A 12,769-nucleotide genomic window follows, 5' to 3' on the forward strand; every position below is an offset into this window, starting at 1 on the left:
CGTGAACGGGGCTCCAGGAGGCGCTGAGGGTCTTGCGGACCGGGCCGCCCTCCCTTTATGGTCGTAGCGACTATTAGTCATGTCGACCATAAAGGTGTCGGCCGTGCAGAGAGGGGGCCGGGCACGTGGAGGGCTACGACAAGTACGCCTACGAGCCTTTCGCCGTCACCGTCGACCTCGCCGTCCTGACCCTTCGCGCGGGCGCCCTGCACGTGCTGCTGGTCGAGCGCGGGCAGGAGCCGTACGCCGGGCAGTGGGCGCTGCCCGGCGGCTTCCTGCTGCCCGACGAGTCCGCGGAGACGGCCGCCCGGCGCGAACTCGCCGAGGAGACCGGGCTCGACGACGTCTCCGGGCTGCACCTGGAGCAGCTGCGCACCTACAGCGAGCCCGGCCGCGACCCCCGGATGCGGGTCGTCTCGGTCGCCTTCACCGCGCTGCTGCCCGAGCCGCCCGAACCGCGCGGCGGCGGTGACGCGGCCCGGGCCTGCTGGCTGCCGTACGACTCCGCCCGGCCGCTCGCCTTCGACCACGAGCGGATCCTGGCGGACGCCCACGAGCGGATCGGCGGCCGGCTGGAGAACAGCTGCGTCGCCACCGCCTTCTGCCCGCCCGAGTTCACCCTCGGCGAGCTGCAACAGGTCTACGAGTCGGTGTGGGGCACGGCGCTCGACCGGCCCAACTTCCGCCGCAAGGTGCTCGCCACGCCCGGCTTCGTCGAACCCGTCCCCGGCGCCGCCCGGCTGACCGGAGGCCGCGGCAAACCGGCCGCCCTCTACCGCGCGGGCACCGCCACCGCCCTGCACCCGCCCCTGCTCCGACCGTCCCGGGAAGGACGCCCCGCATGACCACCACCCAGCCGAGCAAGCGCGCCGCCACCGGATCCCTGATCGGACTCGCCCTCGGGGACGCCCTCGGCTTCCCGACCGAGTTCAACGACGTGCCCGCGATCCTCGCCAAGTGCGGGCCCTGGCGGGAGATGGAGCTGCCCGAGCGCGCCTTCGTCTCCGACGACACGCAGATGACCCTCGCACTCGGCCGGGCGCTCAGGACCGCCATGGACCGCGGGTCCCTCGGGCCCAAGCGGCTGGAGCGGCCGCTGCGCGAGGAGTTCGTGGACTGGTACCAGTCGCCGGAGAACAACCGCGCCCCCGGCCGCACCTGCCTGACCGCGTGCGACCTGCTGAAGGAGGAGGGCCGGATCTGGCAGGACGCCAGCCAGATCGGGTCCAAGGGCTGCGGCGCCAACATGCGCGTCGCCCCCATCGGTCTCGCCCCCGGACTGAGCGACGAACAGCGGGCCGGCGCCGCCCAGTTGCAGTCCGCGCTCACCCACGGACACCCCACCGCGCTGGCCGCCTCCGACCTGACCGCCCGGGCGGTCCACCTGCTGGCCCGGGGCACCGATCCGGCCGGACTGGTCGGACAGCTGCGCTCGTACGGCTACGACAACCGCACCCGCTACCACCACACCTGGCTCGGCGACCTCTGGACCCGTTCCCAGGACCCCAGCCCCGAGCACTTCATCGCGCGCGGCTGGGACGAGTGCCTGCAGATCCTCGCGCGGCTCCAGGAGGCCGTGCGCAGCGCCTCCCCGGAGACCGACCCGTGCCTGGCCACCGGCGCGGGCTGGATCGCCGAGGAGGCCTTCGCCACCGGGCTGCTCTGCTTCCTGCTCTTTCCCGACCAGCCCGTCACCGCTCTGCGCCGGGCCGCCTGCTCCTCGGGCGACTCGGACTCGATCGCCTGCCTCACCGGCGCCTTCGCGGGCGCCTGGCTGGGCGCGGAGGCCTGGCCCACCGAGTGGGCCGACCGGATCGAGTACCGGGGCGACCTGTTGGTCCTGGGAGCGCTCTGGGACGCTTAGGCCCATGATCGACGACCTCGACATGGACCTGACGCCCGTGATCGCCGAACAGCCGGACCCGCTGCTGTTCGCGACCGTCTCCGGAGCCCACCTGTACGGCTTCCCGTCCCGGGACTCCGATCTGGACCTGCGCGGCGCCCATCTGCTGCCCGCCGCGGACCTGGTCGGGCTGCACGAACCGGAGGAGACACGGTCACGGGCGTGGGTGCGGTTCGGCGTCGAGATGGACCTCGTCACCCACGACGTGCGCAAGTTCGTACGGCTGATGCTCCGGCGCAACGGCTATGTGCTGGAGCAGCTGCTCTCGCCCCTGGTCGCGCACACCACCGAGGCGCACCGGGAGCTGACCGCGCTCGTGCCGGGCGTCCTCACCAGCCACCACGCCCACCACTACCGCGGGTTCGCGGTGACCCAGTGGCGGCTGTTCGAGAAGACCGGCGAGCTCAAGCCGCTGCTCTACACGTTCCGCGTGCTGCTCACCGGCATCCACCTGATGCGCAGCGGCGAGGTCCAGGCTCATCTGCCCACGCTCCTGGAGCAGGTGGACGCGCCCGGCTATCTGCCCGAGCTGATATCCGCCAAGGCGGACCGCGAGCACGGCACCGCCGACATCGAGCACGCGCGCGTGGAGGCCGACGTGGAGCGGCTGCACGCCGTGCTCGACGAGGCGCAGGCAGCCTCAGCCCTGCCCGACGCGCCCGGCGCGCACGACGCCCTGCACGATTTCGTGGTCCGCGTCCGGCTGGCAGGCTGAGGCACGGCGGACCCGGTGCAGAAAGCCGGCCACGCGCGCGTGGTCCGGTTCCGGCGGCAGCGTGGTGCGGTGCAGGGCCTCCTCGGCCTCGGCCGCGAGCCGGGCCATCCGCGCCTCGACCTCCGCCCAGGTGACCTCGCCCCGCTTCACGGCCAGCAGCGGCTCGCGGCGGTCGCCCACGTCGAGGCGCAGCTCGCCGGTGCGCAGCAGGTCGCGGGCGCTCATCAGCAGGCGGAGCAGGTGCATCGCGTGCTTCCAGCGCGGAGCGCCCGTCGTACGGACGTCGGCGTCCAGCTTGCGGCGCTGGCCCAGGGCGTAGCGGGTGAAGGTGTCGTAGACCCGCCGGGAGAGGAACGCGCCGCGCAGGGCCAGCAGCTCGCGGCCGGTGTCGTCCACCTGCTCCACCAGCGGGGAGTGCAGGCACTCCAGGATGTTCGGATTGCCGCGCAGCGCCAGCTCGCAGAAGCGCTCGAGCTCCCAGGAGAACCGCTCCTCGCCCGGCCCCTCCACATGCGTCGGCGGCTTCTCGAACCGCCAGAACAGAGGGGTGGGGGCGAGGAAGACGCCCCTGCGGTCGGTGTCACTGGTGTCCGTGGCCAGGCCGAAGGCGCGCGAGCCCATGACACAGGCGTAGATCGTGTGGTCGCGTACCAGGTCCTCGGGCTGCATGCCCGGAGCGTACGCGGGTCGATCACGCCAGACGGATCGATTTTCCCGCCACCTCGATCGTCTTGGCGGGCAGCGGCTTGGTCGCCGGTCCGTGCGCCACCGAGCCGTCGGCGATGTGGAACTTGCTGCCGTGGCAGGGGCAGTCGATCGTGCCGTCCGCCACCCGGTTCAGCGTGCAGCCCTGGTGCGTGCAGATCGCCGAGAAGGCCTTGAAGTCGCCCTTCGTCGGCTGGGTGACCACGACCTTCTGTTCCTTGAAGACCTTTCCGCCGCCCTCCGGGATGTCGCCGGTCTTCGCCAGTTCCTCGCTGCCGGGCGACGTGGAGCTCTCGGTGCCCCCGCTGCCGCTGCCGCAGCCGGCAGCGAGCGCCACCACGCCCGTCGTCACGAGGACCGCGCGCCGCGTCGTGCCGTATGTCATGTCGTCACTCCGAACATCGACAGGAAGAAACCCTTGATTTGCGACATCTTTGCATCAAAGGGGTCAAAGTCGAAGGAAGTGAAGAGCGCGGAGGACGGCTGTCACCGGGCCGGCCTCCCGTCTCAGCGGGCGGGCGCCGCGCGCCCGGCCGGCCGGGTCTGACTACGCTGGACCGACCAAGAGCCGATATGTCAGCAAGGAGCAGCGCCGTGGCGGTACGAGCGGTCCGGGGGGCCGTCCAGCTGGAGCGGGACGAGGCCGGGCACATGGACGAGCAGGTGGGCGCCCTGCTCACCGCGGTGCTGGAGCGGAACGGACTCACCGCCGACGACCTGATCAGCATCTGGTTCACGGCCACCCCCGACCTGCACTGCGATTTCCCGGCGGCCGCCGCCCGCAAGCTCGGCATCGTCGACGTCCCCCTGATCTGCGCCCAGGAACTCGACATCGAGGGCGCCATGCCCCGGGTCGTCCGGGTTCTCGCGCACATCGAGTCGGACAAGCCGCGCGCCGACATCGCCCACGTCTACCTCGGCGCCGCCGCCGCCCTGCGCAAGGACATCGCCCAGTGAGGACCGCACTTGTCATCGGCACCGGACTCATCGGCACCTCCGCCGCGCTCGCCCTGACCCAGCGGGGCGTCGTCGTCCACCTCGACGACCACGACCGCGAGCAGGCCCGTACGGCCGCGGCGCTGGGCGCGGGCACCGACGAGGCCCCCGAGGGCCCGGTGGACCTCGCGATCGTCGCCGCCCCGCCCGCCCATGTGGCCGGCGTCCTCGCCGACGCCATGGCCCGGGGCATGGCGCGCGGATACGTCGACGTGGCCAGCGTCAAGGGCGGCCCGCGCCGCGAGCTGGAGGCCCTGGGCCTCGACCTGTCCGCCTACATCGGCACCCACCCCATGTCCGGCCGGGAGAAGTCCGGCCCGCTGGCCGCGACCGGGGACCTGTTCGAGGGCCGACCCTGGGTGCTCACCCCGACCCGGGACACCGACACCGAGGTGCTGAACCTCGCCCTGGAGCTGGTCTCGCACTGCCGGGCCGTGCCGGTCGTCATGGACGCCGACGCCCACGACCGGGCCGTCGCCCTCGTCTCGCACATGCCCCACCTGGTCTCCAGCATGGTCGCCGCACGCCTGCAGCACGCCGAGGAGGCGGCCGTACGGCTGTGCGGGCAGGGCATCCGGGACGTGACCCGGATCGCCGCCTCCGACCCCGGGATGTGGATCGACATCCTCTCCGCCAACCCCGGCCCCGTCGCCGACCTCCTCTCGGACGTCTCCGCCGACCTGGACGAGACCGTGCGCGCCCTGCGCGCCCTGCAGTCCTCCGACGAGGACAAGCGGCGCGAGGGCGGCCAGGGCATCGAGGACGTCCTGCGGCGCGGGAACGCCGGGCAGGTGCGGGTCCCCGGCAAGCACGGGTCCGCTCCGCGGGTCTACGAGGTGGTGGCGGTGCTGATCGACGACCAGCCCGGACAGCTGGCCAGGATCTTCGCCGACGCGGGACGGGCCGGTGTCAACGTCGAGGACGTCCGCATCGAGCACGCGACGGGCCAGCAGGCCGGTCTCGTCCAGCTCATGGTGGAGCCGAAGGCGGTTCCCCTGCTGACGACGGCGCTGCGGGAGCGGGGCTGGGCGCTGCGACAGTAGACGCCCGCTGCCGCCGTGGCGGGCCGGGTCGGATCGGGCCCGGCACGCACGCGTCCGGACGAGTGACCCGTACCCAGTAACCTTGTGCGGGGCGCTCTCGCTCCCCGCACCCCGCTCACACTGCACCGCACCAGGAAGGTGTCCCCCCGTGGAAAACGGCGCCCCGACCGCCAAGCCCGTGATCGTCGCGATCGACGGTCCCTCCGGCACGGGCAAGTCGAGCACGTCGAAGGCCGTGGCCTCGCAGCTCGGCCTGAGCTACCTGGACACCGGCGCCCAGTACCGGGCGATCACCTGGTGGATGGTGGCCAACAGCATCGACCTCGACGACCCGACCGCGATCGCGGCGGTGGCCGGCAAGCCGGAGATCGTCTCCGGCACCGACCCGTCCGCCCCGACCATCACGGTCGACGGCGTCGACGTGGCCGGCCCGATCCGCACCCAGGAGGTCACCTCCAAGGTCAGCGCGGTCAGCGCCGTCCCCGAGGTGCGCTCCCGGATCACCGAGCTGCAGCGCTCGCTGGCCACCGGCGCGGAGCTGGGCATAGTGGTCGAGGGCCGCGACATCGGTACGACCGTGCTGCCGGACGCCGACCTGAAGATCTTCCTCACCGCCTCCCCCGAGGCCCGCGCGGCCCGCCGCAGCGGCGAGCTGAAGGGCGCGGACATCCACACCACCCGCGAGGCGCTGATCAAGCGGGACGCGGCCGACTCCAGCCGCAAGACCTCGCCGCTCGCCAAGGCCGGCGACGCGGTCGAGGTGGACACCACCGAACTCACCCTCGCCCAGGTCATCGAGTGCGTCGTCACCCTGGTCGAGGAGAAGCGGGCCGGGAAGTGAGCCTTCCGTCCGAGCGGGGCGCCGAGGTCGGGCGGCGCATCGGCGTCGGCCTGATGCACGGGCTGTGGCGGCCGCGCGTGCTCGGCGCCTGGAAGATGCCCGCGACCGGCCCGGCGATCCTCGCCGTGAACCACTCCCACAACATCGACGGCCCGATGGTCATGGGCGTGTCGCCCCGGCCGACGCACTTCCTGATCAAGAAGGAGGCGTTCGTCGGCCCGCTCGGCTCGTTCCTGAGCGGCATCGGCCAGCTGAAGGTCGACCGGACGACCGCCGACCGCACGGCGATCACCGACGCCCTCGGCTTGCTGGACAACGGGGGGGTGCTCGGCATCTTCCCGGAGGGCACCCGGGGCGAGGGCGACTTCGCCTCCCTGCGGGCCGGGCTCGCCTACTTCGCGGTCCGCAGCGGGGCGCCGATCGTGCCCGTGGCCGTGCTGGGAAGTACGGACCGGCCGGGACGTTTGATAAAGGGGCTGCCTCCGCTGCGCTCCCGCGTCGACGTCGTCTTCGGTGACCCGTTCGAGGCCGGTGACGGCAGCGGGCGGCGCACGCGCAGGGCGCTGGACGAGGCGACCGAACGCATCCAGAAGCAGCTCACCAGCCACCTGGAAAACGCCAGGCGCCTGACCGGGCGCTAGGCGACACTTGAGTAGTGGATCAGCCCATGACGGGCCGCTCCACCGATCACCACGATGAACGACGAGGTACGGACTTCATGAACGACCAGATCCAGCCCGACGGCTCGGCCGAGCACGAATACGAGCACGGGGCGCTCGGCGACGCCGAGTACGCGGAGTTCATGGAGCTCGCCACCGAAGAGGGCTTCGACATCGAGGACGTCGAGGGTGCCATCGAGGCGGCGGGCCACGGCCCGCTGCCCGTGCTCGCCGTCGTCGGCCGCCCCAATGTCGGCAAGTCGACCCTGGTGAACCGCATCATCGGCCGCCGCGAGGCCGTCGTGGAGGACAAGCCCGGCGTCACCCGCGACCGCGTCACCTACGAGGCCGAGTGGGCGGGCCGCCGCTTCAAGGTCGTCGACACCGGCGGCTGGGAGCAGGACGTCCTCGGTATCGACGCCTCCGTCGCCGCCCAGGCCGAGTACGCGATCGAGGCGGCCGACGCGGTCGTCTTCGTCGTGGACGCCAAGGTCGGCGCCACCGACACCGACGAGGCGGTTGTACGGCTGCTGCGCAAGGCCGGCAAGCCCGTGGTGCTGGCCGCCAACAAGGTCGACGGCCCGAGCGGCGAGGCCGACGCGGCCTATCTGTGGTCCCTGGGCCTCGGCGAGCCCCACCCCGTCTCGGCCCTGCACGGCCGTGGCACCGGCGACATGCTCGACGCGGTCCTGGACGTCCTGCCGAACGCGCCGGAGCAGTCCTTCGGCACCGCCGTCGGCGGCCCGCGCCGCATCGCGTTGATCGGCCGCCCGAACGTCGGCAAGTCCTCGCTGCTGAACAAGGTGGCCGGCGAGGAGCGCGTCGTCGTCAACGAGCTGGCGGGCACCACCCGCGACCCGGTCGACGAGCTGATCGAACTCGGCGGCGTGACCTGGAAGTTCGTCGACACCGCCGGTATCCGCAAGCGCGTCCACCTCCAGCAGGGCGCCGACTACTACGCCTCCCTGCGCACGGCCGCGGCCGTGGAGAAGGCCGAGGTCGCGGTCGTCCTGATCGACGCGTCCGAGAACATCTCCGTGCAGGACCAGCGGATCATCAGCATGGCCGTCGAGGCGGGCCGTGCGATGGTCATCGCCTACAACAAGTGGGACAACCTCGACGAGGAGCGCCGCTACTACCTGGAGCGGGAGATCGAGACCGAGCTGGGCCAGGTCACCTGGGCACCCCGGGTCAATGTCTCGGCCCGCACCGGCCGCCACATGGAGAAGCTGGTCCCGGCGATCGAGACCGCCCTGGCGGGCTGGGAGACCCGTGTCCCCACGGGCCGTCTGAACGCCTTCCTCGGCGAGCTGGTCTCGGCCCACCCGCACCCCGTCCGGGGCGGCAAGCAGCCGCGCATCCTGTTCGGCACCCAGGCCGGCACCAAGCCCCCGCGGTTCGTCCTCTTCGCCTCCGGCTTCATCGAGGCCGGCTACCGGCGCTTCATCGAGCGCCGCCTGCGCGAGGAGTTCGGTTTTGACGGCACCCCGATCCACATCTCGGTGCGGGTGCGCGAGAAGCGCGGCAGCAAGAAGAAGTAGCAGCCCCATGGCGAAGGGCGGCCCCCGGAACAGGGGCCGCCCTTCGCCGTACGTCACACACCCCGGCGCGGACCAGGTGGCAGCGCCGCCGGAACATAGTGCATCCCGGTGTCCTGGTGGCGCCCCAGGGTGCCGACCCGCTGCCACTGCGACTGCTGATGGCCGCTGCCGTGGCGGGCGCTGTACGCCCCCGCGCTGTAGGCGCTGTAGGTGTTCGACCGGTAGGAGCCGGTGCTGTGCGGGGCGCTCCCGAAGGCGCTGAACCCCAGGTCCTCCTCACCGCTGCGATCACCCGGCAGCGTACGGAAGGTCTTGACCCACTCCGCGTAGAGCGAGTCGTAGATCGGCGTGGCCGATGTCCCACCGGCCCCCTCCTGCCCCGTCCGGGCGGACGGAACAGGGGAGAAGGCGGGCCGGCGGGAAGGGGTGTCATATGCGTGCACGTATGTCCAAACGACCGGAACTTTAAAGAGATGCGGTCGGACACACGGGGGCACGGGACCGGATCAATATGCGGCTCCGCCGCGTGGGAGCGAGAAGCCACGGCGTACCCACTCCCGCACCCGCCAAAGCACCACGGCCCCCCGCTCCTCGGGCGACGCTCCCGGCCCCTCGGGCGACGGCTCCGGGTCCCTCGGGCGACTCTCAGGTCCCCGCGAGAGGAAGCGCCGCCGAGACCAGCTTCCCGCTCGCCGCTGCCTTGTCGAGCGCCTCCCGCAGGAGATCCTCCCGGGGCTGCCGCCCGATGGACCCGACCGGCGCCGCGAACATGAGCACCTGCTGGTGCTTGTTGGCGGCGGCCCGCCAGCTGTCCGTCACCTGCAGCGGCTGATGCGCCTGCCACCAGGCCACCGGCTGCCCACCGTCGGTGCCCGGCTGGAGCACCGCGTGCAGCCGGCCGACCGCAAGCAGCACCGACCAGCCGTGCAGCACCGGCGGAACGGTCACCAGCTCGGTCACCGGCATGAAGCCCTGCTCGATGAGCAGCGGAAGGAAGTCGTCGCCGGCCGAGGTGGATCCGGGGCGCACGACGGGCGCGGTCGGCTCGACGACGAGCGCGGGGTGCAGCTCACCCTCGACCAGCACGAGTCCGCTGGTCACGCCGAGCACGGCCTGCTCGGGCACGACGCTGTGCTGCTCGCCGCCGGCGGCCATGTCCCGGCCGGCCCCGCCGATGGAGCGTACGGCGCCCCGCAGCTGCTCCTCGGTGACCTGGACGACCTGCGAGGGCAGGCAGCTGGCGTGGGCGAAGGCCAGGACGGCGGTCTCGTCGCCGACGAACAGAACGGTGCTGGTGCGCTCCTGCTCGGAGTCGCCCGGGGTGCGGCAGGAGGTGCAGTCGTAACTGCCCGGGGCGTTCTCTCCGGCGAGCAGCCGGTCGGCTTCTTCGTCGCCGATCTCGGCGCGTACGGCGTCACTGACGTCGAGCATGCGCGGCACGGTGGCTCCCTCGGGATGCGGTGCTGGGTCGGCCGGGTGGCTCCCGGCCCCTGAGCCCCGGGGTTCCGGGCTCATGAAGAAGACAACGGACGTCCTGTGGTGGGGGTCACGCTCCGGGGAGAACGGAATCGAACCATCCACCGCACAGGGTCACCTTCGGTACGGAATTGGCCACTCACTGTCAACTCTGCGCGCAGTCAAGGAACTTGGATGGGTGAAGTGGGTCACAGATCGCTTCAGCGGGTGGTCGAAAAATCGTGAAATCAGCGCATGAAACGGCTGGCCGAAAATTGACGATACCCGTGGTAACGGCGAACTGGCCTGGAATGACAAGGAGTTGGTTGATATCGGCCGCCTCACCTCCCTACATTCCTCCGCCGTGTGCAACGAGCACCGCTCGGGTACGTCCGCCGGCCGGCACCAGGCAGAGCACGACCACAGCAACGGCCGTGGCGGACGGGGCGGGCGCGAGGAACCGCGGTCCTGCGCGGCCAGACGCGCTCCGCCCTGGGGGAGCCCGGGTTCGTGGAGAGGGAATTACATGTCCGAGTGTGCCGATACCACCCGCAACACCGCTCGTCACGACAGCGCCCGCAAGGGCCGTACGACGGCCGCCCTCGCCGGGGCGGCGCTGCTGGCCCCGCTGGGGCTGCTGGCCGCGACCGGCAACGCCGCAGCGGCGGACAACGGAGTGTGGGACCGCATCGCCCAGTGCGAGAGCGGCGGCAACTGGCACATCAACACCGGCAACGGCTACTACGGCGGGCTCCAGTTCTCCGCCGGCACCTGGCGCGCGTACGGCGGCACCGCCTACGCCCCGACGGCCGACCAGGCCTCCAGGAGCGCGCAGATCGCCGTCGCCACCCAGGTCCAGCGCGCCCAGGGCTGGGGCGCCTGGCCGGTCTGTTCGGCCCGGGCCGGAGCCTCCGGCACAGCGCCGGCGGCCGCCTCCTCGGGTACGGCCGCCGCGAAGGGCAGCGTGACGACGAAGTCCGCACCGGCGAAGACGCCGGAGCGCCCGGCGGGCCACAGCGACCGCAGCGCGTCCCGCGGCGACTACACCGTCCGCGAGGGCGACACCCTGAGCACCATCGCCGCCCGGCACGGGACCAGCTGGCAGCGGCTCTACGCCGCCAACAAGAAGGTCATCGGCGATGACCCCGACCTGATCGTGCCCGGCCAGCGCCTCGCCCTCTGAACCGGCGACCGCGCCGGTCACCTGATGGGCAGCCGCTGTCCCGATGAGGACAGCGGCTGTCCGCATCGGCTGGCAGACTCGGCCCCATGTTGGAGACCTCGGCACGACTGCTGCGTCTGCTCTCGCTGCTCCAGGCCCACCGCGAGTGGTCCGGCGCCGAACTCGCCGACCGGCTCGGCGTCACCCCGCGCACGGTCCGCCGGGATGTGGACCGGCTGCGCGAGCTGGGCTACCCGGTCAACGCGAGCCCCGGCACCGGAGGCGGCTACCAGCTCGGCGCGGGAGCCGAGCTGCCCCCGCTGCTGCTGGACGACGACGAGGCCGTCGCGGTCGCCGTCGGGCTGCGCACCGCCGCCGGACAGGGCATCGAGGGCATCGGCGAGACCTCCGTACGCGCCCTCGCCAAGCTGGAGCAGGTGCTGCCGGACCGGCTGCGCCGCCGGGTGGGAGCCCTCAACGACTTCACCGTGCCGATGCTGCGCACCGGTCCGCCCGCATCCCCCGTCGACCCGGCCCTGCTCACCGAACTCGCCCATCTGTGCCGGGACGCCGAGCGGCTGCGCTTCGAGTACCACAGCCACGAGGGCGCCGCGAGCCGCCGTACCGTCGAACCGCACCGCCTGGTGTGCACCGAGCGGCGCTGGTATCTGGTCGCCTGGGACATGGACCGGGAGGACTGGCGGACCTTCCGCGTCGACCGCATCACGCCGAGGCCGCCGCACGGCCCGCGCTTCACCCCGCGCGAGCCACCCGCCGAGGATCTCGCCGCCTATGTGTCCAAGGGCGTCTCCACGAGCGCGTACGCCACGCACTCCACCGTCCGGCTGCTGGTGCCGCTGCACGAGGCCGTCGAGCGGATCTCACCGTCCGCGGGGATGCTGGAGGCCGACGGCGAGGACGCCTGCATCCTGCGCAGCGGTGCGCCGACCCTGGAGGTGATGGTCATTCACATCATGATGACGGGCTTCCCCTTCGAGGTCCTGGAACCCGTCGAGCTGAACGAGATGATCAGGACGGTTCGTGACCGGCTCGATGCCGCGCTGGCCCGTGGTGCCTCGTCATGACGCCCGGCGGACGGGTGCTCCGGCGGGCGGCGTACGGCGGTTGTGTGCTCGATCCGTGAAATTCCTATGCGGTGTCAGCTCGCCCGGCATGGCGCCGGATTCCGCGGGGAATCGCCCCGCGGGCCCGCTCCGATCCGCACCGCGGCGTATTCCGTCGGGCAATTCGAAGAGGCTCTCCGACGCGCGGGAATTCTGTTCGATTACTCCCGTGAGCGGTACGGAAACCCCCGTACGTGTGATGGAGTTCGGCGGAAACGAGTGTCGGGAACCTGTGACAGAAGTGTGACCGGCGAGGGACCAGGGGCGTGGGCCGAGGGTTCCGGCTTCCGTCACCGCGCGATGCGGCCTAGCGTGGCCGCATGGCACCGATTCCCACTCCGCCAGCGGAGCCCCAGGACAGTCCGGAAGGGTACGTCGGCCTCGACGCGGCCAGCGCCGTGCGGCTCGCCCGGGAGCGCGGATGGTCGACGGTACGGTCGCTGCCGCCGGGCGCGATCATCACCATGGAGTACCGGGTGGGCAGGCTCAACTTCGAGGTGCAGGGCGGTCGGGTGGCCCGCGCCTGGAAGGGCTGACCCGCCCTCCGCCGCCCCCGCTACGACGACGGCCCCGCTCCCGGCAAGGGGGAGCGGGGCCGTCGTCGTAGCGGGGGCGGCCTGTGCAT

15 protein-coding genes are annotated in these 12,769 nt (G+C 72.0%); 11 read left to right on the forward strand and 4 right to left on the reverse strand.

Features of this window, described 5'->3' with window-relative positions; genetic code table 11:
• Window positions 1-125 precede the first annotated feature (125 nt).
• Genes ACIRU3_RS31605 through ACIRU3_RS31615 form a run of 3 tightly spaced genes read left to right on the forward strand, consistent with a single transcriptional unit; the run spans window position 126 to window position 2,618 of the window.
• Complete coding sequence (locus ACIRU3_RS31605; protein ID WP_404063409.1) at window positions 126-845, forward strand: NUDIX hydrolase; 720 nt, start codon at window positions 126-128, stop codon at window positions 843-845.
• Entirely contained in the window at window positions 842-1,864 is a 1,023-nt protein-coding gene (locus tag ACIRU3_RS31610) for an ADP-ribosylglycohydrolase family protein (RefSeq protein WP_404063411.1), read from the forward strand. Before ACIRU3_RS31605 ends, ACIRU3_RS31610 begins: the two co-directional genes overlap by 4 nt.
• 4 nt (window positions 1,865-1,868) lie before the next feature.
• The gene (locus tag ACIRU3_RS31615) at window positions 1,869-2,618 is read left to right on the forward strand and encodes a DNA polymerase beta superfamily protein (protein WP_404063413.1); all 750 of its coding nucleotides are present in this window, start codon (window positions 1,869-1,871) and stop codon (window positions 2,616-2,618) included.
• On the opposite strand, the gene ACIRU3_RS31620 is transcribed toward ACIRU3_RS31615, so the two are convergent.
• Both ACIRU3_RS31620 and ACIRU3_RS31625 read right to left on the reverse strand, forming a co-directional pair.
• The gene (locus tag ACIRU3_RS31620) at window positions 2,544-3,287 is read right to left on the reverse strand and encodes a DNA polymerase beta superfamily protein (protein ID WP_404063416.1); all 744 of its coding nucleotides are present in this window, start codon (window positions 3,285-3,287) and stop codon (window positions 2,544-2,546) included. The genes ACIRU3_RS31615 and ACIRU3_RS31620 overlap by 75 nt on opposite strands.
• Before the next feature lie 22 nt (window positions 3,288-3,309).
• Window positions 3,310-3,708, reverse strand: coding sequence for a Rieske (2Fe-2S) protein (locus tag ACIRU3_RS31625; RefSeq protein WP_404063419.1), 399 nt, complete (start codon window positions 3,706-3,708; stop codon window positions 3,310-3,312).
• Window positions 3,709-3,917: 209 nt separating this feature from the next.
• Between ACIRU3_RS31625 and aroH the strand changes: the two genes are divergently transcribed.
• From aroH to der, 5 genes are all read left to right on the forward strand, one after another.
• Entirely contained in the window at window positions 3,918-4,280 is a 363-nt protein-coding gene (aroH, locus tag ACIRU3_RS31630; RefSeq protein WP_404063422.1) for a chorismate mutase, read from the forward strand.
• Window positions 4,277-5,362 (forward strand): prephenate dehydrogenase, encoded by a 1,086-nt coding sequence (locus ACIRU3_RS31635; RefSeq protein ID WP_404063425.1) that lies wholly within the window; start codon window positions 4,277-4,279, stop codon window positions 5,360-5,362. Before aroH ends, ACIRU3_RS31635 begins: the two co-directional genes overlap by 4 nt.
• 148 nt (window positions 5,363-5,510) lie before the next feature.
• Window positions 5,511-6,203, forward strand: a complete 693-nt coding sequence (gene cmk / locus ACIRU3_RS31640) for a (d)CMP kinase (RefSeq protein ID WP_404063428.1) — start codon at window positions 5,511-5,513, stop codon at window positions 6,201-6,203.
• 53 nt (window positions 6,204-6,256) lie between these two features.
• On the forward strand, window positions 6,257-6,844 hold the full coding sequence (locus tag ACIRU3_RS31645; protein WP_404063706.1) for a lysophospholipid acyltransferase family protein: 588 nt from the start codon (window positions 6,257-6,259) through the stop codon (window positions 6,842-6,844).
• A 77-nt stretch (window positions 6,845-6,921) separates the two neighbouring features.
• Window positions 6,922-8,403, forward strand: a complete 1,482-nt coding sequence (gene der / locus ACIRU3_RS31650; RefSeq protein WP_404063431.1) for a ribosome biogenesis GTPase Der — start codon at window positions 6,922-6,924, stop codon at window positions 8,401-8,403.
• A gap of 53 nt (window positions 8,404-8,456) precedes the next feature.
• Here the strand turns inward: der and ACIRU3_RS31655 are convergent, their stop codons facing one another.
• Both ACIRU3_RS31655 and ACIRU3_RS31660 read right to left on the reverse strand, forming a co-directional pair.
• Window positions 8,457-8,846: a hypothetical protein gene (locus ACIRU3_RS31655; protein ID WP_404063434.1), complete on the reverse strand. Its 390-nt coding sequence runs from the start codon at window positions 8,844-8,846 to the stop codon at window positions 8,457-8,459.
• 202 nt (window positions 8,847-9,048) lie between these two features.
• Window positions 9,049-9,843, reverse strand: a complete 795-nt coding sequence (locus tag ACIRU3_RS31660; protein WP_404063437.1) for a hypothetical protein — start codon at window positions 9,841-9,843, stop codon at window positions 9,049-9,051.
• 541 nt (window positions 9,844-10,384) lie between these two features.
• Between ACIRU3_RS31660 and ACIRU3_RS31665 the strand changes: the two genes are divergently transcribed.
• The 3 genes from ACIRU3_RS31665 (at window position 10,385) to ACIRU3_RS31675 (ending at window position 12,680) form a co-directional block, all read left to right on the forward strand.
• Window positions 10,385-11,041: a transglycosylase family protein gene (locus ACIRU3_RS31665; RefSeq protein ID WP_404063440.1), complete on the forward strand. Its 657-nt coding sequence runs from the start codon at window positions 10,385-10,387 to the stop codon at window positions 11,039-11,041.
• 86 nt (window positions 11,042-11,127) lie between these two features.
• A complete protein-coding gene (locus ACIRU3_RS31670; protein ID WP_404063443.1) occupies window positions 11,128-12,105 on the forward strand; it encodes a helix-turn-helix transcriptional regulator in 978 nt (325 codons plus the stop codon).
• Window positions 12,106-12,464: 359 nt separating this feature from the next.
• Window positions 12,465-12,680: an I78 family peptidase inhibitor gene (locus ACIRU3_RS31675; protein WP_404063446.1), complete on the forward strand. Its 216-nt coding sequence runs from the start codon at window positions 12,465-12,467 to the stop codon at window positions 12,678-12,680.
• Window positions 12,681-12,769 lie beyond the last annotated feature (89 nt).

It is taken from the genome of Streptomyces sp. NPDC101151 (assembly GCF_044768335.1).
Taxonomy (GTDB): Bacteria; Actinomycetota; Actinomycetes; order Streptomycetales; family Streptomycetaceae; genus Streptomyces.

Coding starts and splice junctions, on each gene's coding strand:
- ACIRU3_RS31610 (WP_404063411.1), top strand. CDS start 842: ATGACCACCACCCAGCCGAGCAAGCGCGCCGCCACCGGATCCCTGATC.
- ACIRU3_RS31615 (WP_404063413.1), top strand. CDS start 1,869: ATGATCGACGACCTCGACATGGACCTGACGCCCGTGATCGCCGAACAG.
- ACIRU3_RS31620 (WP_404063416.1), bottom strand. CDS start 3,287: ATGCAGCCCGAGGACCTGGTACGCGACCACACGATCTACGCCTGTGTC.
- ACIRU3_RS31625 (WP_404063419.1), bottom strand. CDS start 3,708: ATGACATACGGCACGACGCGGCGCGCGGTCCTCGTGACGACGGGCGTG.
- ACIRU3_RS31645 (WP_404063706.1), top strand. CDS start 6,257: ATGCACGGGCTGTGGCGGCCGCGCGTGCTCGGCGCCTGGAAGATGCCC.
- der (WP_404063431.1), top strand. CDS start 6,922: ATGAACGACCAGATCCAGCCCGACGGCTCGGCCGAGCACGAATACGAG.
- ACIRU3_RS31665 (WP_404063440.1), top strand. CDS start 10,385: ATGTCCGAGTGTGCCGATACCACCCGCAACACCGCTCGTCACGACAGC.
- ACIRU3_RS31670 (WP_404063443.1), top strand. CDS start 11,128: ATGTTGGAGACCTCGGCACGACTGCTGCGTCTGCTCTCGCTGCTCCAG.
- ACIRU3_RS31675 (WP_404063446.1), top strand. CDS start 12,465: ATGGCACCGATTCCCACTCCGCCAGCGGAGCCCCAGGACAGTCCGGAA.